The organism is Sagittula marina, assembly GCF_014196795.1.
Lineage (GTDB): Bacteria > Pseudomonadota > Alphaproteobacteria > Rhodobacterales > Rhodobacteraceae > Sagittula > Sagittula marina.
The window spans coordinates 240,021-261,653 of sequence record NZ_JACIEJ010000001.1; the positions used below are offsets into that span (position 1 = coordinate 240,021).

General features: G+C 60.9%; 24 protein-coding genes. 11 read left to right on the top strand and 13 right to left on the bottom strand.

Annotated features, from left to right (window positions below; all coding sequences use genetic code 11):
• Window positions 1–76: 76 nt before the first annotated feature.
• From serB to GGQ68_RS01100, 5 genes are all read right to left on the bottom strand, one after another.
• Entirely contained in the window at window positions 77–931 is an 855-nt protein-coding gene (gene serB, locus GGQ68_RS01080; RefSeq protein WP_183962544.1) for a phosphoserine phosphatase SerB, read from the bottom strand.
• 98 nt (window positions 932–1,029) lie between these two features.
• On the bottom strand, window positions 1,030–1,731 hold the full coding sequence (locus tag GGQ68_RS01085) for an NYN domain-containing protein (RefSeq protein WP_183962545.1): 702 nt from the start codon (window positions 1,729–1,731) through the stop codon (window positions 1,030–1,032).
• A gap of 69 nt (window positions 1,732–1,800) precedes the next feature.
• Entirely contained in the window at window positions 1,801–2,277 is a 477-nt protein-coding gene (locus GGQ68_RS01090; RefSeq protein ID WP_183962546.1) for a GNAT family N-acetyltransferase, read from the bottom strand.
• Window positions 2,274–3,035 carry a potassium channel family protein gene (locus GGQ68_RS01095; protein ID WP_183962547.1) on the bottom strand — a complete coding sequence of 254 codons (762 nt, stop codon included), beginning with the start codon at window positions 3,033–3,035 and terminating at the stop codon, window positions 2,274–2,276. Before GGQ68_RS01095 ends, GGQ68_RS01090 begins: the two co-directional genes overlap by 4 nt.
• A gap of 468 nt (window positions 3,036–3,503) precedes the next feature.
• Window positions 3,504–4,631, bottom strand: coding sequence for an S-(hydroxymethyl)glutathione dehydrogenase/class III alcohol dehydrogenase (locus tag GGQ68_RS01100; protein ID WP_183962548.1), 1,128 nt, complete (start codon window positions 4,629–4,631; stop codon window positions 3,504–3,506).
• Window positions 4,632–4,810: 179 nt separating this feature from the next.
• On the opposite strand from GGQ68_RS01100, the gene GGQ68_RS01105 reads away from it, so the two are divergent.
• A complete protein-coding gene (locus GGQ68_RS01105) occupies window positions 4,811–5,254 on the top strand; it encodes a hypothetical protein (RefSeq protein WP_183962549.1) in 444 nt (147 codons plus the stop codon).
• A gap of 9 nt (window positions 5,255–5,263) precedes the next feature.
• Here the strand turns inward: GGQ68_RS01105 and GGQ68_RS01110 are convergent, their stop codons facing one another.
• Window positions 5,264–5,566: an I78 family peptidase inhibitor gene (locus GGQ68_RS01110; protein ID WP_246429206.1), complete on the bottom strand. Its 303-nt coding sequence runs from the start codon at window positions 5,564–5,566 to the stop codon at window positions 5,264–5,266.
• 177 nt (window positions 5,567–5,743) lie between these two features.
• Here GGQ68_RS01110 and GGQ68_RS01115 point away from each other — a divergent pair, with 177 nt between their 5' ends.
• Entirely contained in the window at window positions 5,744–7,399 is a 1,656-nt protein-coding gene (locus tag GGQ68_RS01115) for a Y-family DNA polymerase (protein ID WP_183962550.1), read from the top strand.
• A gap of 5 nt (window positions 7,400–7,404) precedes the next feature.
• On the opposite strand, the gene GGQ68_RS01120 is transcribed toward GGQ68_RS01115, so the two are convergent.
• Window positions 7,405–8,340 carry an AEC family transporter gene (locus GGQ68_RS01120; protein ID WP_183962551.1) on the bottom strand — a complete coding sequence of 312 codons (936 nt, stop codon included), beginning with the start codon at window positions 8,338–8,340 and terminating at the stop codon, window positions 7,405–7,407.
• Between the two features lie 51 nt (window positions 8,341–8,391).
• On the bottom strand, window positions 8,392–8,877 hold the full coding sequence (locus tag GGQ68_RS01125; RefSeq protein ID WP_183962552.1) for a hypothetical protein: 486 nt from the start codon (window positions 8,875–8,877) through the stop codon (window positions 8,392–8,394).
• Window positions 8,878–9,053: 176 nt separating this feature from the next.
• Here GGQ68_RS01125 and GGQ68_RS01130 point away from each other — a divergent pair, with 176 nt between their 5' ends.
• A complete protein-coding gene (locus GGQ68_RS01130) occupies window positions 9,054–10,013 on the top strand; it encodes a fatty acid desaturase family protein (RefSeq protein WP_183962553.1) in 960 nt (319 codons plus the stop codon).
• Complete coding sequence (locus tag GGQ68_RS01135) at window positions 10,010–10,909, top strand: CPBP family intramembrane glutamic endopeptidase (RefSeq protein ID WP_183962554.1); 900 nt, start codon at window positions 10,010–10,012, stop codon at window positions 10,907–10,909. Before GGQ68_RS01130 ends, GGQ68_RS01135 begins: the two co-directional genes overlap by 4 nt.
• A gap of 60 nt (window positions 10,910–10,969) precedes the next feature.
• On the opposite strand, the gene GGQ68_RS01140 is transcribed toward GGQ68_RS01135, so the two are convergent.
• Entirely contained in the window at window positions 10,970–11,920 is a 951-nt protein-coding gene (locus GGQ68_RS01140) for a hypothetical protein (RefSeq protein WP_183962555.1), read from the bottom strand.
• Between the two features lie 233 nt (window positions 11,921–12,153).
• On the opposite strand from GGQ68_RS01140, the gene accD reads away from it, so the two are divergent.
• The 6 genes from accD to GGQ68_RS01170 all read left to right on the top strand — a co-directional run bounded on the left by accD (window position 12,154) and on the right by GGQ68_RS01170 (window position 16,976).
• Window positions 12,154–13,092 carry an acetyl-CoA carboxylase, carboxyltransferase subunit beta gene (gene accD, locus GGQ68_RS01145; protein ID WP_183962556.1) on the top strand — a complete coding sequence of 313 codons (939 nt, stop codon included), beginning with the start codon at window positions 12,154–12,156 and terminating at the stop codon, window positions 13,090–13,092.
• Window positions 13,093–13,113: 21 nt separating this feature from the next.
• A complete protein-coding gene (locus GGQ68_RS01150) occupies window positions 13,114–14,388 on the top strand; it encodes a bifunctional folylpolyglutamate synthase/dihydrofolate synthase (protein WP_183962557.1) in 1,275 nt (424 codons plus the stop codon).
• Between the two features lie 66 nt (window positions 14,389–14,454).
• The gene (locus GGQ68_RS01155) at window positions 14,455–14,862 is read left to right on the top strand and encodes a hypothetical protein (protein WP_183962558.1); all 408 of its coding nucleotides are present in this window, start codon (window positions 14,455–14,457) and stop codon (window positions 14,860–14,862) included.
• Window positions 14,863–14,992: 130 nt separating this feature from the next.
• Window positions 14,993–15,565 (top strand): rhodanese-like domain-containing protein, encoded by a 573-nt coding sequence (locus GGQ68_RS01160; RefSeq protein ID WP_183962559.1) that lies wholly within the window; start codon window positions 14,993–14,995, stop codon window positions 15,563–15,565.
• Window positions 15,566–15,593: 28 nt separating this feature from the next.
• Complete coding sequence (locus GGQ68_RS01165; RefSeq protein WP_183962560.1) at window positions 15,594–16,193, top strand: LysM peptidoglycan-binding domain-containing protein; 600 nt, start codon at window positions 15,594–15,596, stop codon at window positions 16,191–16,193.
• A 210-nt stretch (window positions 16,194–16,403) separates the two neighbouring features.
• Window positions 16,404–16,976, top strand: coding sequence for a LysM peptidoglycan-binding domain-containing protein (locus GGQ68_RS01170; protein WP_183962561.1), 573 nt, complete (start codon window positions 16,404–16,406; stop codon window positions 16,974–16,976).
• A gap of 70 nt (window positions 16,977–17,046) precedes the next feature.
• On the opposite strand, the gene zapE is transcribed toward GGQ68_RS01170, so the two are convergent.
• Window positions 17,047–18,111 (bottom strand): cell division protein ZapE, encoded by a 1,065-nt coding sequence (gene zapE, locus GGQ68_RS01175; protein ID WP_183962562.1) that lies wholly within the window; start codon window positions 18,109–18,111, stop codon window positions 17,047–17,049.
• Between the two features lie 147 nt (window positions 18,112–18,258).
• Between zapE and GGQ68_RS01180 the strand changes: the two genes are divergently transcribed.
• Entirely contained in the window at window positions 18,259–19,506 is a 1,248-nt protein-coding gene (locus GGQ68_RS01180) for an MFS transporter (protein WP_183962563.1), read from the top strand.
• A gap of 190 nt (window positions 19,507–19,696) precedes the next feature.
• On the opposite strand, the gene GGQ68_RS01185 is transcribed toward GGQ68_RS01180, so the two are convergent.
• Genes GGQ68_RS01185 through fghA form a run of 3 tightly spaced genes read right to left on the bottom strand, consistent with a single transcriptional unit; the run spans window position 19,697 to window position 21,602 of the window.
• On the bottom strand, window positions 19,697–20,317 hold the full coding sequence (locus GGQ68_RS01185) for an HAD family hydrolase (RefSeq protein ID WP_183962564.1): 621 nt from the start codon (window positions 20,315–20,317) through the stop codon (window positions 19,697–19,699).
• The gene (locus tag GGQ68_RS01190) at window positions 20,317–20,772 is read right to left on the bottom strand and encodes a YaiI/YqxD family protein (RefSeq protein ID WP_183962565.1); all 456 of its coding nucleotides are present in this window, start codon (window positions 20,770–20,772) and stop codon (window positions 20,317–20,319) included. Before GGQ68_RS01190 ends, GGQ68_RS01185 begins: the two co-directional genes overlap by 1 nt.
• Window positions 20,772–21,602, bottom strand: coding sequence for an S-formylglutathione hydrolase (gene fghA / locus GGQ68_RS01195; RefSeq protein WP_183962566.1), 831 nt, complete (start codon window positions 21,600–21,602; stop codon window positions 20,772–20,774). Before fghA ends, GGQ68_RS01190 begins: the two co-directional genes overlap by 1 nt.
• Window positions 21,603–21,633: the final 31 nt, after the last annotated feature.

Below are 21,633 nucleotides of genomic sequence, written 5' to 3' on the forward strand. Positions count from 1 at the left end.
CATGGCACCCCTTGGATCACGGGAGTGCTTTGCCGACCCCCCGTGAGGCGCTTAACGCAATCGCTGTGGCCCGACGTTAAGGTTTTGCGTAGCCTTGGAGGTAAAGCAGCGCGGTGAGATCGCCGTGATTGATGCGCAGATCGCATTCCGCCTGAACCGAGGGTTTTGCGTGCAGGGCAACCCCCATGCCCGCACGGTTCAACATGCCAAGGTCATTGGCCCCGTCGCCCACCGCGATCACGTCGGCCTCGGTGATTTCGAGCCGTTCGGTTATCTGCTCCAGCGCATCGACCTTGGCTTGTTTGCCCAGGATCGGGCGCACGACCTCGCCCGTCAACTCGCCGTCCGCGATGACCAACGTGTTGGCGCGGTTTTCGTCAAACCCCAACAGTGCGGAAACCCTCTGTGTAAAGGCTGTGAAACCGCCAGACACCAACGCCGCGTGGCCGCCGTTTGCATGCATCTGCGCGATCAATTCCTTGCCGCCGGGCATGAGAGTGATGCGGTCGGCGACAACCTTGTCGATCACGCTTTCGGGCAGGCCCTTGAGCAGGGCGACACGTTCGATCAGCGCGCCTTCGAAATCCAGTTCGCCGTTCATGGCGCGCGCGGTGATGTCTTTGACATGCGCGCCGACGCCCGCTTCCTCGGCCAGTTCGTCGATGCATTCCTGTTGGATCATGGTGGAATCCATGTCCGCCAGCAGCATCTTCTTGGCGCGATTTTCGATGGGCACGATGTTCAGATCGGCCTGAGCAGCGACGCTGTCGCGCACCTCGTCAAAGTTCGAAGGACGCGCGGGCAGGGCAAATTCCGCCGCCTCGTCCGGCGCCAGCCAGACCACATCGGCCCCGCCAAAAGCATTGCGCAAGCTTTCCACCAGCGCGGGGTCAAGTGTTCCGGGTTTGGCGATCAGCGAGGCAATGAACATGACGGGCTCCATGAGGCGTTTGCGCCGCATCAAGCACAGAACGCGACAAAGGGCCAGAGGCGGTCACTGCCGCGTGACGCAGCATGTTGCGGTCCCGGTCAGTCGACCCGACGCAAAAGCAACTGGCTGTGCTCGGTGCGCGTCTCAAACACCTTGAGCGCCTTGACCAGATCCGACAGCTTGCGCTTACCATAGGTGCGCGTGTCGAAGTCCGGGTTGGCCGCTGTAATCACCTGCCCGATGTCGCCCAGACGGTACCATTCATCGTCGCCGTCGATGCTGTCCATGGCCCGAAAGATCAGGTCGCGCGCTTCTGTCAGCGGGCGCTTGTCGGTCGTCTTTTCCTTGGCTTCCTCGGGCGTGTTATCGATGTTCTCCAGGTAGATGAAGCGTTTGCACGCCTTTCGGAACGCGTCGGGCGTTTTCTGCATTCCCATGCCGAAGACATCGAGCCCTTGTTCCCGGATGCGGCTCGCCAGACGGGTGAAATCGCTGTCCGAGCTCACCAGCACAAAACCGTCAAAGCGCCCGGTGTGCATCAGATCCATTGCGTCAATCACCAAAGCGATGTCAGAGGCGTTCTTCCCGACCGTGTTGGCAGGTGAGTGCAGAGGCACGAGGCCATATTCTGCGGCAACCCGGCTCCACCCGTTCATCTGCTGGCTGGCAAAATCGCCGTAAACCCGCCGGACCGAGGCTTCCCCCATGGAGGCGATCTCTTCGAAAAGCGACTTGGCGTATTTCGGCGAAGCATTGTCGCCATCAATCAGAACGGCCAGCAGTCTGGTATCTTTGGGCATGAAGCCTCCGTTGGGTGTCGTGTCAATCGGGCAGGTAGCACGTCCACGGGGATTAGCGAACTGGTGTTGTTATAATCGGCGGTACATCACGAGCGCGTCTATGTCGCCCTGGGTTGGATGTGCGAAGGCGCCGGGCAGGCGGCCCACAGTCTCGAAGCCGGCGCGCAGCCACGTTTCGACGGCGCGTTTGTTGCTTTCCAGCACGAAGTTGTACTGCATCGCGCGAAAGCCCAGCTGCGGCGCGATCTCCAGCGAATGGGCCAGCATTGCACGGGCAATGCCTTTGCCCCGCGCCGCGTCTGCGGTGACATACCCACAGTTGCAAACATGCGAACCGCCGCCCTTCTGATTCCTGACGATGTAATAGGTGCCGAGGATGTCCCCGTCATCATAGACGAAAACACGCCGTTCCGGTCCGAACCAATAGCTCAGCGCGTCTTCGCGGCTGATGTCAGGGTCGACCGCATAGGTGTCGCCCGCTCGAAACACGGGTTCAAGAATGGACCAGACGACATCGCGGTCCGCGGTGGTTGCTTCGCGGATCATACGACCCCCTCGGTCTTGATGTTCATGATCTCTCCGCAGTGTTTGCAGTGAACTGCGTCGGCGTCATGCAGGATCAGCCCGCAGTTCTCGCATTCGCAGCGCACCTTGTTGGGGCGGAACAGCACCTGCACCAGCCGCAAGAACAAGGTGATCCCGAACAGCATCACCAGGACAGAAATCATCCGACCCACCGTGCCGGGCAAGGTGATGTCGCCAAATCCGGTGGTCGTCAGCGCGGTGACCGTGAAATACAAAGCATCGGCGTAGTTTTCGATCTCCGGATTTACCCGGTACTGTGTGGCGTAGACCAGACCGGTCATGACAAAGATGAACACGCCAAGGTTGGTGACAGCCAACGCCACGTCAGCATGTCTTCGAATGTAGGGAATATCTCGGCGCAGCTGTTCGCCCAAATGGTAGGTGTGCAGCAGACGCAGGGTGCGCAGAACGCGCAGGAAGCCCAGGCCCTCCCCGGCCAGTGGCGCAAGAAAAGAGCCAATCGCTATGATGTCTGCCAAGGTGGTCAGCCGTGTGAACAGCCGCATCCGGTTTCTCGAAATCCAGACCCGCAGGCCAAATTCGGATAGGATCAGCAAGCCGAAAATGACGTCGATTGCCTCGACGACGGGCCCATGCTGGCTAAAGGATGTGGCGATCACGAAGAGGATCGTGAGAATATCGAAGGCAAGCAGCGCGTATCGGAAACGGTGGGCCGCATCGCTTTCCCCCATATAGAGGGCGCGAATCTTGTTTCTCATGTGGTCCTCCGGTCCTGATGGCGCGCGGCCCGAACTTTGGTTGGTCCTGCGGCAGGTTTCAATGCGCTTCTGCCGGGCGCGCAGTGGCATGACCATTCGGTCGGCACGAAGCTGACTGGCCGGATCATACGTACGGTCCAACGGCGCTTCGCCAATGCCTGCCGTCAGCAGGCCTGCGTTTGGAACGATGTGTCAGGCACTCTACATCGGTCTTTGTGCGCTGCCATTGTGTTTCTGACCCTGCGCATAGGTGCTCAGCTGGGCAACCGCGTCGGGATATGTGCGCCAAACCTGCTGTGAATATCGGCGAAGCCCTTCATCCTCACGCGCCTGCCTTTGCCGGATTGGGGCAACTGGTCGTGACCTTATGGAGAGTGCTGGCGGTATCACATCTGGAATGGCCGACGGTTCAAACGTACAGCCGTTGTGTTTGGGGCAGGTTGCCCTGCCCCAAACGTGCAGGTGTCCTCAGAACTCGACGACGGCGCGGATGGATTCGCCTTTGTGCATCAGCTCGAAGCCGTGGTTGATCTCGTCCAATGTCAGCTTGTGGGTGATCATCGAGTCGATCTCGATCTTGCCGTCCATGTACCAATCGACGAATTTCGGCACATCGGTCCGGCCCTTGGCGCCGCCAAAGGCTGTACCCTTCCAGACGCGGCCAGTGACCAGCTGGAACGGACGGGTCGAAATCTCCGCGCCCGCCGGGGCCACGCCGATGATGACCGACACACCCCATCCGCGGTGCGAGCATTCCAGCGCGTCCCGCATGACCTTCACGTTGCCGGTCGCGTCAAAGGAATAATCGACGCCGCCGAGGTGGTCTTTCTCCGTCTTGGTGAGGTCGACGATGGCCTGCACCGTGTTGTCTACCTTGGAGGGGTTAACAAAATGCGTCATGCCGAATTTCTTCGCCATTTCAGCCTTGTCGTCGTTCAGATCGACGCCGATGATCTTGTCACAGCCCGCCATGCGCAGGCCCTGAATGACGTTCAGACCAATCCCGCCGAGGCCAAAGACCGCCGCCGTTGACCCAATCTCAACACCTGCCGTGTTAATCACCGCACCGATGCCGGTGGTGACGCCGCAGCCGATGTAGCAAATCTTGTCGAAGGGAGCGTCCTCGCGTACCTTTGCCAGGGCGATTTCCGGCATCACCGTGTGATTGGCGAAGGTGGAACAGCCCATGTAGTGATGAATTGGCGTACCATCCAACATCTTGAAGCGCGTGGTGCCGTCGGGCATCAGGCCCTTGCCTTGCGTGTTGCGGATGGCGGTGCACAGGTTGGTCTTGCCTGACAGGCAGGAGGCGCACTCGCGGCATTCCGGAGTGTACAGCGGGATAACGTGATCTCCCGGCTTCAGCGTGGTGACGCCCTCGCCGACCTCAAGCACGACGCCTGCGCCTTCATGGCCCAGAATCGCCGGAAAGATGCCCTCCGGATCGTCGCCCGAGCGGGTGAATTCGTCGGTGTGGCACAGGCCGGTGGCCTTGATCTCAACCAGAACCTCGCCCGCCTTCGGGCCATCCAGTTCAACTTCCATAACCTCAAGCGGTTTGCCGGCCTCCAGGGCCACGGCGGCGCGTGTACGCATGCGATTTCTCCTGTCACATTCTTTCGGGCGGACAATGCGTCACCGGACTGGCAGTCGCAACCGGTTGACCGACCTCTGTGGGGTTCTTTCCGGCATGCCCGCTTGCTGCGCCCGAGACCATTAACCGAATCTTTGAACTTGCCGAGGAGTGTCGAAGGGCAACCAGTGCCGGAGGGGCCATGACCGTTTCATCCCGTATTCCTGTTGACAGCGCGCATACCTGTTCAGAAGAGGCGGCCGTCCATCTGGCCCAGCGGCTTTCCGTGGCCAATCGACCTGATACACTGCGTGAGGATGTCGCGGCGCATTGCGATGACGCGGCGCGTTTGGGAGTGCTTTACGCGTTGCTGATGTCCGATTGCGGGCCAGAGGAACGTCTGTACGCCCGAATTGCCCGGCGACGGGAGGCCATGTTGGCTCTTGATCATGCGGAATTGCACTTCAGCATGCAGGCACGGCAGGCCAGCGACGTGCTATCCAGGCAGTTGGCCGATGCGATGCGTCACGCGGCTAAATCCGGGCGTCAGCAGCTTTCGCAAGAGATTGATGATCTGTCTCACCGCCATGCAGAAGAGGCCGCGTTGCGCGACAGTCTATCTGGCATGACACGTCGCTCGGCCTGATTGGGGCATTTAACCGCAGTTCAATCGTTCGATCAGGTCATTCTCATCAAGAAACACGTTGGTGCGGTGTGGGCGGAAATCCTCTGTCTTCATAGCGCCGCGCGGCAGGATGCGCTTCGGATCGGGGATGTCCTCGGCGGCGCTGGCGGGTTGCCCGACAAGATCGGAAAAATTGCCGGCAGGGCAGGTGGCGTCTGGCAGCTTTTCGCTTTGCTGAGCACCCATTACGGGCAGCACGTTCTTGCCATTCGGGGCATCAAGGTTCGGCAGTAGCGTTGCGCCAATCAGAAGGGCAGCCAAGCTGTGGATCATCTCGTTTCTCCTTTGGAAACAGAAATGCGCTGGTTTGGTTAGCTTGCCAAGCTGCGCGGTTCATCTTGGCAGGAGTTTGCCTGTTGTACGCTCACACCAGAACGGAGTGCTACGGTCGGGACTCGACTCGTAAGTGCGAATTCGTATAGAACAAATAGGGAACAAATTGCTGCCGCCATGTCTGAACGTCGTATCCTTTCGCTCTGGTTTCCTCGCCTTGGTGCCGAGCGCTGGCAGCGGTCGGAGCCTCATCTGCGCGCGGTGCCGCTTGCTACAATTCTGCATGAGGGCAACGCCCAGACCGTGGGGGCGCTGAACGAGGTTGCCAGTTCGGCGGGGCTCTACCCGGGCCAGCCGTTGCGGGATGCTCACGCGGTCTGTGCCGGGCTGCTCACGCGCCCCGCCTGTCCTCATAGAGAAGAGGTCTTTCTTAGCGCGCTGCATCGCTGGGCCGGCAAGTTCTCGCCCTGGGTGGCGGCGCAGCCTCCAGATGCGCTGGTGATCGACCTCACCGGCTGCACGCATCTGTTCGGTGACGAGGTGCAACTGTGCGATCAGGTCACGCAGGAGTGTAGGGATATGGGGCTGACGGTGCGCACCGGACTGGCGGATACGCTGGGAGCGGCCTGGGCCTTGGCGCGATTTTCCAAGGGGGATCAAAGCCATGCACGTAGCGGAGATGCCATCGACCAAGAGGCCCCGGCCACCCGTGCCAAGGCTGGAAAACGACGCCATTGGGAGCGGGGCGGCACCCCGCCGGGCCTGACTACGCGCCTTGCGGGAGATACGCGCATTGCCGGATCTGGCGCCGCTTGGTCGGCGTTGGCCCCCTTGCCCGTTGCCGCATTGCGCCTGTCCCCGCATATGCAGGAGGGATTGATCCGTGTGGGCCTGCGTCAGATTGGCGATTTGCTGAAACAGCCGCGCGCCAGCCTCGCGCGGCGCTTTGGCCGCGGGCTTCTGGAACGTTTGGATCAGGCCGTCGGCAGCGCGCCTGAGCCGATCACCCCGGCTGCCCCGACGGAGCGGTTCACCTTTCGGCTGTCCTTTCCTGATCCCATCGGGTTGGAGGCGGATGTGACCGAAGGTTTTGCCCGAATGGTCGACCGTCTGTGTGCGCGGCTGACAGTGCGAGGGCGCGGCGTGCGCGTCCTGCGGCTGGAGGTCTATCGCTGTGATCACACGATGCATTGGCAGGGGCTGACGCTGGCCAATGCCGTGCAGTCGTCGGACCGGATCATGCCGCTGATCCAACTCAAGATCCCGGAGCTGGAGGCCGGGCCCGGCATCGACATGCTGCGGCTGGAGGCGGTGCAGACCGAACGGATCCATGCGCGCACGGTGGCAGGTCACGCCGAGGCCACCGCGCAGGCTATGCACCGTCGCGATGGCATGCGGGGGATCGAGGATCTGATTGGCCGCCTTGGTGCACGTCTGGGGATGGAGGCGATTACACGCCATCACCCGGCTGACAGCCAAATTCCCGAAAAGATGTGGAAAATCGTGCCTGCCGCGTGGACGGATCCGACAGAGGACTGGCCGAAGGATGACCGTCCGCGGCCTTTGCTGATGTGGCGGCCAGAGCCTGTGACCGCCCCGGACAGTCCGCATATTTCAGAGCAGTTTCGCTGGCGGGGACGAGACTGGAAGACGGCCACTGCGCGTGGCCCTGAGCGCATCGCTCCGGAATGGTGGCTGGAGGACCCGGATTGGCGGTCGGGTCCGCGCGACTACTGGGATGTGATCACGACTCGCGGCGACCGGCTTTGGCTGTTCTACGCCCATGGCGGGGCACTGTCGTCGGGCTGGTTCTGTCAGGGCACTTTTGCCTGAGCGGGTCAGGGCGCCTGCACCGCGACAGCGGCGATGATGGCGCTGACCGTCACGATGCTGGCGGCGGTGGAGATCAGAATGGATGCAGACACGCGCTGCGGCGCGACACCATAATGCTGGGCGAGGATGAACACATTCCCCGCCACCGGCAGCGAAGCGGCGGCGATCAGAACCGAGGCACGATACGCATCCACCGGGAACAGGATGTAGACGCCGATGGCCACGAACAGAGGGTGCAGGATCAGCTTGGCAAAGGACAGCCAGGCGGCAACTTGCAGCTTTTCAGCGCTTTTTCCCGCAAGCGAAGCTCCTATCGCGAACAGCGCGCCCGGCGTAGCGGCGGCGCCCAGCGTGGCAAAGAAGCTGTCCAGCACATCATGTAATCCCAGCCCCGTCGCCGACACGCCCAGCCCCAGTGCAATCGAGACAACCATCGGGTTTTTCAGCAGGCCAATGCCGAGATTGCGAAAGACCCGCAGGGACATGGTGCCTTCGCGTGCGCCGGTGACGATCAGCGTCAGCGCCGAGGAAAACACGATCAGGTCGATGGATAGCACCAGGATGATGGGGCCGACGGCCTCTTGTCCCAACAAAAGCGCCAGCATGGGCACGCCAAGAAAGCCGGTGTTGCCGATGGCCGCACACTGTGCCTCGATCGCGGCAGTGCAGGCATCTTGTCGCCGCCAGAACGCAACGCCCATCCCGATGGCATAGGCAAAGGTCGTGCCCCAGAGGTAGGCGCTGGCCAGTTTAGGGTCAAAGATCTCGTCGATGGTCAGGTTGGCGGAAAACCTGAAAAGCATGGCCGACAGGGCGAAATAAAACACGAACTTCGTCAGGTGAGCCGTGGCCTCCGGGCTGAAAAAGCGTGTGCGCGCCGCGCCGTAGCCCAGCCCGATCAGGCCGAAAAAAGGCAGTGTCTTGAGGAAAATCGCCAACATGGATACGTCGATAGCATGGGGGAGGGCGGCGTCAATGCGCGCCGCGCGGCCTCAGATGATGCTGGGGGCGGATGAGGGCAGAAAGATCACGCCGGTCAGCACATAGCGATGCCGCCCGGTGTCATCCGCGACAGGCAGGAGCACGTCACATGTTTTGTCGTACGCAGGGTCTGGCCCAACGTAGGGAAAGCTGGCGCGCAGCGGCACGCCATCGGTGATGCAGGCTGCAAGCGCGCCCCAGATGCGGGAGCCGGGACCTTTGCCCGGCAACTGTGCGAGTCCCTTGCCGGGGATCTGTTGCGTTCGCCCATTGCGCAGATGCGTGTCGAGGAACAAAAATATAAAGTCGCTGATTGCGCCATCCGCGTCGAAAATGGCTTCGGTCAGGATTGTGCTATGCTCGGAGCCTACGAGGTGATGAACCTGTAACTCGGTCATCCTGGGTGAGCGGCCGTCGATCTGAAGTTCGCGCCATTGGAAATAGAGATTACGCAAGGCCATAGGCAGGGTCGAGGGGCGGACGTCCGGTGTGTGCATTCTTCGCCCTCCTCTAAGTCCCAGTACATCAGGACCCTCGTAAATCAGGCAAGAAAACCAGATTCCCGGTTTTGAATGCAATACTGCCAAGGTCGCAGACACCGACCCGGCGTCAATACACGCAAAGATTGACAGGCCGCCGCCCGCTCTGGATCATTCCCGGTGGAGGACCCGCCATGACCCGACAGCCAACCGCCACCGACCTGCTATCTCGCGGGGAAATTCGTGCTTTGTCGCAACGCTCCGATGTGTGGGGCGTATGGCTTGTTTTCCATGCCTGGGGTCTGATCCTTGGGTCGGTGTGGATGTTTACCTTGTGGCCGAGCGTGTTGACCTTTGCATTGGCGGTCGTGGTGATTGGGTCGCGGCAGCTTGGGCTGGCGATCTTGATGCACGAGGCGGCGCATAACGCCCTGTTTCGCACGCGGCGCTGGAACGAACAGGTCGGCGCGTGGGTCTGTGGGCGACCGATCCTTGCGGATCTGGCAAGCTACCGGCACTACCATCTGCAACATCACCGCCACACGCAAACGGACCGCGACCCGGACCTGAAACTGTCCCGGCCCTTTCCCACCACGCGCGCATCCCTACGGCGAAAGCTGATCCGTGATCTCACTGGACAAACGGGGGTCAAACAACGTGCCGCCCAGATCGCCTTTGCCTTCAGGCTGGTGGGGGAAACGGACGGCGTGTCGAGCCAGGATCTTGCGCAGGCGTTCTCCGGCCCTGTTCTGGGGCGCGCGTTGATGGTGAACGTCGGCCTGTTTGCACTGTTTTGGGCGATGGGGGCATGGTGGTACTGGCTGGCCTTCTGGCTGTTGCCATTGCTGACGTGGTTCCAGCTGGTGCTGCGCGTGCGCAACATCGCCGAACATGGTGCGGTAGAGGCCTCGGACGATCCTTTTCGGAACACGCGCACCACTTTGGCCAATCCCTTGGAGAGGTTGCTGGTCGCGCCTTATTGGGTGAACTATCATCTGGAGCATCATCTACTCATGCATGTGCCTGCCTATCGTTTGCCGCGCCTGCATCGCATCTTGCAGCAAAAGGGGCTGAGCACGCGTATGACTGTTGCACCGGGATATATCGACGTACTGCGTCAGGCGAGCGCCCGCAGGCCTGCGCCGCCCGCATGAACCACCAGCGCTATTCTCGATATGCCATTCTGACCGCACCGGCGCGGCCGTCCCGCGCGTTGTGGCGTCTTGCTTTGGGCTTTGTGCTGGCGGCTGTGGTAATGTTTGGCTTGGCCCGTGGGGTAATGGCGGTGGTCGGCGTTGTTCTCAGCCCCGATGCCGCGTTCGCGCTTGCCACGGCGATCGAGACCTCTGACACGCCCTTCGGCCTTTTGGCGCTGCTCTTCCTGATGGGGGCCATGGGCCTTGGCACCATCGTTGCGACAGAGGTGGTGAACCGTCGCTCTGCCGCCAGCTTGTTCGGTCCGCTTGGCCTGTTCTGGCCACAGTTCCTGCGTGTCGCGGCCGCGTTGATCGTGTTGAATGTCTTGGTCGCCCTGCTGCCGCCGTGGGCATACTATTCGGATACGACACCGGGCGTGCCTTTGGGGAGGTGGGTGGTACTACTTCCGCTGACGATGCTTGCGCTTCTGGTGCAGACTGGCTCCGAAGAGTTGCTGTTTCGCGGTTACCTGCAAAGCCAACTGGCGGCGCGATTCAGCCATCCGGTTATCTGGCTGACCGTACCCTCGTTGATGTTCGCATTGGGCCACCACGCGCCGGAGACTTACGGCAGCAATGCGTGGCTGATCACAGGCTGGGCGTTTGTTTTCGGGCTGGCCGCAGCGGATCTGACAGCGCGCTCCGGCAGCTTGGGGCCTGCCATGGCGTTGCACTTGGTGAACAACTTCGGCGCCATTGCAGTGGTTTCGATGCAAGGCGATATGTCGGGGTTGGCACTGGCGAGGCTGCCATTCGGGCCACCGGATGAGGCCGCGGTCGCCGCGATCCTACCTGTGGACCTTGCCATGATGCTGGCTAGCTGGCTGGCCGCGCGGCTGGCGCTGAGGCTCTGAAACGAAAAACGCGGGGCAGCCGAACTGCCCCGCGTCTGTTTGATCCGAACATTGTCGAAATCAGAAGTCGTAGCCGACAACCGGCTCGAACACGCCGGTCAGGCGGTCAACCGTGGTTTCGCGCGAGGCGGCCTTGTTGCCGATGCTCATGTTGATGCCCACGCGCATGTTGTTCACGTTGTCATCCAGGCCTTCAACGTTGATCGTGCCAAGGTCGGCGAACAGTTTTGCATTTGTACCAACGGAGTAGGCACCGCCGACACGCAGCGATTTCGCCGTCACGGGCGCGCCGATGCCGTCAGCTTCGAGCTTGGACGCGGAACCGTAGGCCATCCACTGCGTGTTGAACGCATAATCGCCAGAGAGGCTGAGTGCCGACAGATCGACGTCTTCGATCGACATGTGCGCAGCATCAAGGTTCGCGGACCAGTTCGACGTGTCGTAGGACACCGACAGGATCGTCAGGGGGTCGAAGTCAACGTTGAGGTCTTCGTTCACGATGTGAGTCGAAAGAGAAGCGGTCACGCCGTAGGTGCTGACGTAGCCGACATGCAGACCGGTCAGGCTGTCGATACCAAGGGTGTCGTTGTTGTCCAGGCGAGTGTAGCTCAGGCGACCGAAATAGGTGCCGTTGTCATATGCGACGCCCAGTTCCTGTGCGCCCAAATCGAGACCAACGCCGCCAAGGCTGATGGACGCATTTGCTTGCGACAGGTCGGCACGGAACGCGGAGCCAAAGGTGTAGCCTGCGCCGATCTGACCGAACTTCAGCGACAAGGAGCCATTGGCATCTTCGGGGTCGATGGTCAGGCTGGTGCCGGACACCCAGGCGTCGGCGGCGCCAAAGCCGATACCGACTTCACCATGGACAGTCGTCAGGCCGAAATCGCCCGCGTCGTCGTTCCGGAATTCGCCGTAGGAGGCTTCGAACTCACCAAAGGTCAACTCTTGGGCGGACGCTGCTGTGGTGCCAAGTGCCGTCGCGGCCAAAAGAATGTAAACAGATTTCATTAGTCGTACTCCATGCGCAAGTGAACGTTGGATGCGCTGTATCGCGGGCCTCTAGATCCCTGAGGGGGCGTGCGGAAGAGATTTTGGGCGGTGGCGCAGGTCAGGCCGCTCTTGGTGTGGCAAATAGGGCGCGATTTAATTTCCGGCGGGTAAACGCGTGTTCGATATGTGCGAATTGCATTTTGTCGCAGGCAGGCATACATGCGGGGCCAAGCTGAACCATCGGGGTCTCCATGAACTGGATCACCAACTACGTCCGTCCGCGCATCAACTCGATTTTTTCCCGTCGAGAGATACCAGAAAACCTGTGGTCGAAGTGCGACAACTGCGGCACGATGCTGTTCCATCGCGAGATCAGCGATAATCTGAACGTCTGCACGAATTGTTCACATCACATGAACATAACGCCGCGCGACCGTTTCCTGTCGCTGTTCGACGGCGGTGTCTTCGCAGAAGTCGCGGTGCCGGAGCCTGTCGCCGACCCGTTGCAGTTCCGGGATTCCAAAAAGTACCCCGACCGGATGCGTGCCGCGCAAAAATCCACTGGCGAGAAAGAGGCCATGCTGGTCGCCGCCGGGGAAATCGGGCGCACGCCCGTTGTCTGTGCCGCGCAGGATTTCAGCTTCATGGCCGGGTCCATGGGCATGTATGTCGGCAACGCGATCGTTGCCGCAGCGCAAGAAGCTGTAAAGTTGCGCCGTCCGTTGATCTTGTTTTCTGCCGCTGGCGGCGCGCGGATGCAGGAGGGGATCTTGTCCCTGATGCAGATGCCGCGCACGACCGTGGCCGTTCAGATGCTGCGCGAGGCGGGTTTGCCCTACATCGTGGTGCTGACACATCCGACGACGGGTGGGGTGACGGCGTCTTACGCGATGCTGGGCGACGTTCAGATCGCAGAGCCAAACGCGCTCATCTGCTTTGCCGGGCCGCGCGTGATCGAACAGACCATCCGTGAAAAGCTGCCCGAGGGGTTCCAGCGGGCGGAGTATTTGCTTGAGCACGGGATGCTTGACCGCGTCACCGACCGTCGGGAGATGCGCAAGGAGCTGATCGTTCTGTGCCGGCAACTGATGAAGATGCCGCCGCCCACATGGGGTGACCTGCCCAAACCCGGCTCGGAAGAGCTGTCCCCAGAGGCCAATATCGCGCCGGACCCCGCCCCGAAGGCCTGATATCGTCAAGGATTTCCAGAGATGGACACCCAAGGGTCTGACCTGATCCTCGAGCGTCTGATGACGCTGCATCCCAAAGTCATTGACCTTGTGCTTGACCGTGTCTGGCGCCTGCTTGAGGCGCTGGATCACCCGGAGCGCAAGCTGCCCCCAGTGATCCACCTCGCAGGCACCAATGGCAAGGGGTCGACCCAAGCGATGATCCGAGCTGGGTTGGAAGCCGCAGGTCAGCGTGTGCATGCCTATACCTCGCCGCATCTTGTGCGCTTTCACGAGCGCATTCGTCTGGCGGGCGATCTGATTTCCGAAGATGCGCTGATGGCAGCGCTGGACGAATGCGAGGCGGCCAATGGCGGTGCGCCGATCACGTATTTCGAGATCACCACCTGCGCCGGGTTGCTGGCCATGTCGCGCGTGCCTGCCGATTACACGCTGTTGGAAACAGGGCTTGGTGGGCGGTTGGACGCGACCAACGTGGTGGCGCAGCCCGCCATTACAGTTCTGACACCGATTTCGATGGACCATGAGCAATTCCTTGGTGATACGCTGGCCAAGATCGCAGGCGAAAAGGCCGGCATCATCAAGCGTGGCGTTCCTTGCGTGGTTGGACCGCAACCCGATGAGGCGCTCGAAGTGATCGAGGCGCAAGCGGCACGGCTCGGTGCGCCGCTGTTGGTGCACGGCCAGCACTGGCACGCGTTCGAAGAGCGTGACCGCCTGATCTATCAAGACGAAACCGGACTGCTGGACCTGCCTTTGCCCTCGCTGCCCGGCGCGCATCAGATCGAAAACGCGGGCGCCGCGCTGGCCGTTCTGCGCCATCTGAACGTGGGCGAGGCGGCCTTTGAAGGGGCCGTGACGGATGCGAAGTGGCCTGCCCGAATGCAACGCTTGCGCCACGGGCCTTTGTCTGAGGCCGCCCCGAATATAGAGCTTTGGCTTGACGGCGGGCACAACCCAGCCGCGGGAGAGGCGATGGCCCGCCATCTCTCAACGCTGAAAAAACGCCCGACCTATTTGATCTGCGGTATGCTGAATACCAAGGATGCGCGCGGATTTCTGCGGCCAGTCTCCCCACAGGCAGAAGGGCTGTTCGCCGTTTCGATCCCCGGCGAAGCAAACACTCTTTCGGCGGAGGACACGGCTGCAATCGCTGCCGAGGTTGGTTTTGACGCTAGGATTTCAGAAAGCGTAAACAGTGCTTTGGCGCATATTTCCGGTGTTTCGCCCTATGCGCGTGTGGTGATCTGCGGCTCGCTTTATCTAGCCGGGCAAGTGCTGAGGCGTAACGGTTGACACATCAAGGGTGATACAATAGCCAGAAATACGTATTTACTGAACTAAGCAAGGGATCGTACCGAAATGCCGTTCCGCCTTGCTTGTTTCTCAGACGCCATGATGCTCGTAACGCACTGGGATGGTCGTGTCACCGTTGGCGATCTGGCGCGAGGCTACGATGCCTACCGGCAACATCCCGAGGTCGACCACGTTACCAAGCATCTGCAGGATTTGCGCAGCGTCGAGGATCTGGCCGTGTTTCGAGACGGGCTGATGATGTTGGCGGATGTGGTGCGGCAAGACAGTGCCAGCAGAGTCATTCCATGCATGACCGCCTTCGTCGTCCGGGATGTGCGTTTTCTTTCCGAACTTCTCAACTACGCCGCTGATTTGTCGCGCGCTCCGGCGCTGACCGCCCGTGTGTTTGACGACCTGGCCGTCGCGCTCACATGGCTTGGTGTTTCCCCGGATTTCGACATCGTTTCCATTTGAGGTCGGCGGAGGCAGGCGGTAGGCATCATCAAATGGTGTGTATGTTGACTGAATCCTGTGCTTTGGCCTATATCTGTGGACAAATACAAGGGTTAGTGGCCTGCCAAGGGCCCGCAGAGGACGAGCAGTAATGGTGAAAGGTCTTTTTCCGACCGTTTGTGCCGCCATGGTCTTGGCGCTGCCCGCCTATGGTCAATCCAGTCGTATCACGCAGGACATGGCCGATTTCGAGACATCGATGAATGGTCACGCCTTGCGTATTCAGCGAAATGGCGCGGCCTGTCCGCCGTCCTGTGTTCAGCCAATGCAGGCGGCCTCGGGCGTTGTGACTGTGGCCGAACTCGAAGTGTTGGATTTCCTCGATCTATTTGTCTCCTCGGGGCAAGGCCTGTTGGTGGACGTGCGTTTCCCCGATGGATTTGCGTCTGGGACCGTTCCGGGCGCGGTCAATGTGCCGGAAGCGACGCTGCGGTCGGACAACCCCTACCGGGAGGATCTGCTCAGCGCGCTGGGCGTGCGCAGTGGGGACTTCTCCAGTGCTTTCGATCTTGTGATCCTTGGCGGTGGTCCGGACGATGCGCAGGCCCCCGAAGCGGTGCGCGCCTTGCTGGAGGCGGGGTACCCAGAGACCAAGTTGAAGTACTACAGGGGTGGCGTTGCCGCATGGCGAGGGCTGGGTCTGGACCTGGCGACGGGCCAATGATGTCACGGTCGGGACGGGGGAAGCAGGCATGATCCGTATGGTCCTTTTCGCACTGGGGTTTTTGGCAATCACGTTGACATTGCTCGTTCTGCAGCCGGGCGCACAGAAATCCGCGAATGATCCGACGTCTGGTCAGGTTGCGGTCACACGCGCGCAACCGGCGTTGACGGCTGTAGAGACTGACCTTGAGGACGCTGTTGCCGCTGCTTTGACACGGCAGGGAATAGCAGACTCCGCGCCAGAGCCAGAAGTCGCTCGTGTTGCGCCCGCCACGCGAAGTCCGCTCCCCTCCGCCGTCGTGCCGGTGGATGATCAGGAATTGCGGCGCATGACATGGGAAACGCTGTCCAGCCTGAACCATGCTACTGGACGTGACAGCGCTCCGGGCCAGCCGGGCAGCCTCCTGCACACGATCGTGCGTCGCTCGCTCGACGGGACATCTGCCAAGGGCAGCACCGCGGAGTCCGGTGTTTACGTGGTGCAGTCGGGGGATAGCCTCGTGTCGATCGCGGAGCGGATCTACGGTGACGTCAACATGACCGGCCCGCTGTTCGCGGCCAATCAAGCGATTCTGTCTCGTCCCGATGACCTCCGCACAGGCCAGACCTTGGTGTTGCCGGAGCGCTAGGGCTCTGCCCTTCGATCAGCGTGATGCGTAATTGGGCACATTTAGAACTTGCATCTATATGTTGACGCGTCACGGGTGATTCGCCTATGCTGTTTGAAACCATGCGGACTGCCAATCATCGCGTGGATTTCGAGGGATGTTTACCATGATTTCGCGCTGCGAATTGTCCGGTCTTCTGGCCGGTGTCGGGCTTGTTGCGAGCTTCGCCACATGATCAGGGCCATTCTCCTGACCGTCGGATTCGCTGCCTGCACCTTTGCGCTGTTGTGGACGGTTGGCGATCTGACTGACAGCGAGCCCCCCACCGATCAAGTCAGCCGCGCCACGCCGGACGTCATGGGCCTTCAGCCTGCTAAAACACCTACAGCCGAGGCCAGCTATACCGAACAGGCTGCGCCATCCGATGTCCGTCCCATGGCGCAGCCGGATCTTCGCCAGCCGCTGCCTGTTCAAAATGCGACCCAAGTGTCTGTTGCGCCACAAGTCGACAACGTCATCGAAGCCATGGGCTACGGTATTCTCGAAGAGCTCAAAAAGCCGTCAAGCCGCACGCTGGCTCGGGTACAGCCACAAGAGGTTGCCGTTGTCGGTCCTGTAAATTCTGTAGACCCGATCAGCGCAGCGCGCAGCTATACTGTCAAACCCGGGGATAGTCTGCCCGGCATCGCCTTTCGGTTTTACGGCACCACTGTCGCTTACTTGCAGATCCTCGACGCGAACCAAGATGTGGTGCGTGATCCGGCCGCGTTGCGCTCCGGCATGGTGCTGACCATTCCAGACTAAATTAGATTAGGCAGAAGAACCTATATCGAGCAAGGACCAAGCAGGGCTCTTCGGAGCCCTGCCGCTCGTTTCAGCCCTCATTTGCGCCCCACTCTGCGGCTTGCATTTCCCGCAAGCGCGACGCCGTGCGCTCAAATTCGAAACTGCCGGCGCCCTCTATATAAAGCGACTCCGGTTGCGCTGCGGCGGAGGCGATCAGGCGCACCTTTGCCTCGTACAGCGCGTCGACCAAGGTCACGAAGCGTTTGGCCTCGTTGAAATTGTGGCGCGACAGTGCGGGGATGCCCTCGATCACCAGCACGCGCAGCGCGTCCGCCAAGGCGAGGTAATCCGCAGGGCCAAGCATCTTGCCGCAAAGATCGTAAAACGACGCCCGAGCCATCGCATTATGATAGCGCGGAAGCTCCAGCTTGCGGCCCTTCACGTGCAGGGTCAGCGTCTCTTCGCTGCCGTGGGTCAGCTCTTCCCAGATGGCGTCTATCTGCTTGCGGGACTCCGCGTTTGCAGGGGTAAAAAACACCTGCGCCCCGGCCAGCCGATCTTGTCTATAGTCGGTCTCGGAGGCGAGTTCACGCACCTCCAGCCTGTCCTTTATCAACTCGATGAAGGGCACAAACAGCTGCCTGTTCAACCCATCCTTATACAGGTCATCGGGGACCCTGTTCGATGTGGTGACAAGAACGGTCCCGGCCTCGAACAGGTGCTCGAAAAGGCGACCCACGATCATCGCATCGGTGATGTCCGTGATCTGCATCTCGTCAAAGGCCAGAACCTTTACGCTGTCAGAAACAGCCTTGGCCACCGGTTTGATGGGATCAGCCACGCCTTCGCCGCGCAGACGGTGCATTTCGGAGTGGATTTCCTGCATGAAAGCGTGGAAGTGCGCGCGCCGGGCCGGAACGTTCAACGTGTCAACGAACAGATCCATCAGCATGGATTTGCCGCGCCCGACGCCGCCCCACATATACAAGCCCTTCGGAGGCTCAGGCGCCTTGCGGAACAATCCGCGCTTGGGCGGCTCCGCCAAGGCGGCGCGGATGCGTTCGAACGCGGGCAAGGCCTCGCGCTGTGCGGGGTCCGGTTTGATCCGGCCAGAGGCGACGCGCGCCTCGTAGTGGTCCTGAACAGTCTTCATGCGCGATCAGATAGCCCGGCGCACTTTGGTTGTGTAGGGGCCTTCGAACAACATATGGCAGATGCTGATGGCATGCATCACATCACGGACTATTGACCAACGGCGCATCAGGCCCGATGCAGGGGCCAATAGCGCGAGGACCGCACGATGGACAAACCTGCCCCAATCATGACCCCGGTGCTGATCGTTGGTTGCGTCATCATCATGATCAGCTTTGCGATCCGCGCCAGTTTCGGTGTCTTTCAGATCCCAATCGCAGCGGAATTTGGCTGGGCGCGGTCGGAGTTTTCCCTTGCCATCGCGATTCAGAACCTCGCGTGGGGCATCGGGCAGCCGCTGTTTGGCGCGTTGGCGGAAAAGATCGGTGACCGGAAGGCCATCATTGGTGGCGCATTGATCTATGCGGCCGGTCTGGTGCTGTCCTCCGTTTCGGAAACTCCTTTCGCCATGCAGGCGTGGGAGGTGCTGGTGGGCTTTGGCATTGCAGGCACTGGCTTTGGGGTGATCCTGGCGGTCGTTGGCCGAGCCTCAAGCGCCGAGAACCGCTCCATGTCGTTGGCCATCGCCACGGCCGCAGGCTCCGCCGGACAAGTGTTCGGTGCACCGGTGGCCGAGGCGCTGCTCTCCATCATGTCTTGGCAAGGTGTTTTCGTCGTCTTCGCCGGGACAATCATCGCCGTCTTGGCCGCGCTGCCGCTGATGCGCGCCCCGGTGGCCAGCAAGACTGAGATCGAGGAAAGCATGGGGACCATCCTCAATCGCGCCTTCCGCGACCCTTCGTTCACTCTGCTGTTCCTTGGCTTCTTCTCCTGTGGTTATCAGCTGGCCTTCATCACGGCGCATTTCCCGGCCTTCGTCACTGAACTCTGCTCCCCCATTATGGCGGGAAGCCTGTTGTCGAACATTGGCATCACCACGACCTCAGCCCTCGGCGCGATAGCCATCTCGCTCATCGGCCTGTTCAATATTGTGGGAACGCTGACGGCTGGCTATTTTGGCAAGCGGTTGCCAAAGAAGTATCTTCTCGCAGGCATCTACACGGCGCGTACCATCGCCGCGGGTGCTTTCATCTTGCTGCCGATTACACCCACATCCGTGTTGATTTTCTCTGCAGTGATGGGTGGGCTGTGGCTGGCAACTGTGCCGCTGACCTCGGGGCTGATCGCGCATCTCTACGGGCTGCGCTATATGGGCACGCTTTACGGGATCGTCTTCCTGAGCCACCAGATCGGAGGCTTCTTGGGTGTCTGGCTGGGCGGGCGCATGTACGACGTGTACGGGGATTACACCCTTGTCTGGTGGTTTGGCGTGGGTGTTGGCGCGTTCAGCGCGCTTGTCCACCTGCCTATCCGTGAAAATCGACCGGCGCCGCCTGCAAGCCCGCTGGCCGCCTGACACTTGTCTGCTTTGCTTTGAAAACACTCGGCGGGTGGGGGAGCACCACCGTCATCCGCTCGCCGAAAGGGCTGGGAAACCGCTCAGCCAGCGTGTCTGTGCCAGAGCAATCTCGTTGTATGTGTGCGTGTAGTACGATCACGGCACGCATCCGGATTTTGACCAATGCCTGACGCCACCAGCCAGAGGCTCACCGCGCCTGCTCGGCGCTCAACAGACCCTCTGCGACCAACCGGTCCGCCCAGCCTTGTGGTCCATCGAACACATGTGTCTGCCAGCCACGCGCCTGCGCGGCATTGATGTTGTCAATCCGGTCATCGGTGAACAACAGCCGCTCCGGCGCGATGCCGCTGTCCGCTTCGACTTGGCGATAGATCTCTGCCTCAGGCTTGATCACGCCCATATGACCGGACACATAGGCCTTCGAGAATTCGTTGAGGAATGCATAGACCGGCGTTGCGATGGCCCATGTGCCGATGCCGAAGTTGGTCAGCGCCAGTGTCCTCACACCCGCTTTGTTCAGCGCCCGCAAAAGGCGAACAGACTGCGGAATCTCAGGCTTGGCCATCTCCAGCCAATCGTCGTGCCACATCCGGATCTCTTTGCGCCATTCGGGGTATTTGTCGGCCCAGGCATAGACCACCGCCTGAAAATCACCGCCACGGTCGATGTCGTCGTTCATGCCGTGCAGATCGACCTCGGCGAACATGGCGCGGCGGCGGTCGGCCCCGATACGCGGATCGTAGTATCGCTCTGGCTGCCATTCAATCAATACGTTGCCAACGTCGAACACCACGGCCTCAACTGCCATCACACAGCCCTCGCAGCTTGCCTCATCACCCGATCCAACGAGTCAAGGAAACGGCTCCGGTCGGCCTTGGAGAACCCCTTGCCGCCGCCTTGGCGAAAGGGGTCGGCGGCCCGAAGATCCGTCATCAGATCGCGCATCGCCAGTTGTTGTCCGATGTTGGCCTGCGTCAGCGCGGACCCGTCGTGACGCAGGACCAAGGCCCCGGCCTCGACACATTTTGCGGCGAGGGGAATGTCGTTGGTGACCACCACATCCCCTGTGCCAGCGCGATCCGCGATCCACATATCGGCCACATCCGGCCCGGCATCGACCACGACGATCTCCACCAGCGGATTGCGCGACGGGCGCAGCCCACCGTTGGATACCAGTTTCATCGGGATCTTGTGCCGGGTGGTGACCCGCTCAGCCTCGTCTTTGACGGGGCAGGCGTCACCGTCGATGTACAGCGTGGTCATCAGGCGAACAGGTATTCCGCGTGAAAGGACACGTGGTCCTCCATAAAGGATGACACGAAGAAGTAGCTGTGATCGTAACCTTGCTGCATCCGGAAGATTCCGTCCTGCCGCTTGGCCATTATCGCTTCGGCCAGTGCTTCGGGCTTGAGGAGGTCAAGGAAGTTGTCCGATCCGCCCTGGTCGATCAGAACCGGGCCGTCAAAGCCCTTTTCCCGCATCAGCAACGTCGCGTCGTGCTTGGCCCATGTGGACCGGTCCGACCCGAGGTAAGCGCCAAACTGCTTCTGTCCCCAATCGGACTCCGTGGGGTTGGCGATCGGCGCAAAGGCAGACACCGAGGTGAAGCGCCCCGGCAGGTTCATCGCCAGCGTCAGCGCGCCATGACCGCCCATGGAGTGCCCGGTGATCGCCTGCCGCTCCATATCCAGCGCAAAGTTATCGCCCAAAAGCGCAGGCAGTTCTTCGGCCACATAGTCCCACATCTTGAAATGCGGCGCCCAGGGGTCTTGCGTGGCGTTTACATAAAACCCTGCGCCCTGGCCCAGATCGTAGGCTTCGTCATTGGCCACGCCGTCGCCGCGCGGCGACGTGTCGGGGAACACCAGCGCGACGCCATATTCCGCGGCCCAGGCCTGTGCGCCCGCCTTGGTCATGGCGTTTTCGTGGGTGCAGGTCAGGCCCGACAGATACCACAGCACGGGCACCGGAATGTGCTTGGCTTCTTCGGGCAGGAACAGGCCAAAGGTCATTTCGCAGTTCGTTGCCGCACTGTCGTGGCTGTACACACCTTGTGTGCCGCCGAAACAGCGGTTCTCGGATATCGTTTTCATGGGTCTCTCCCTAAGGTCTTGTGCGCCACCA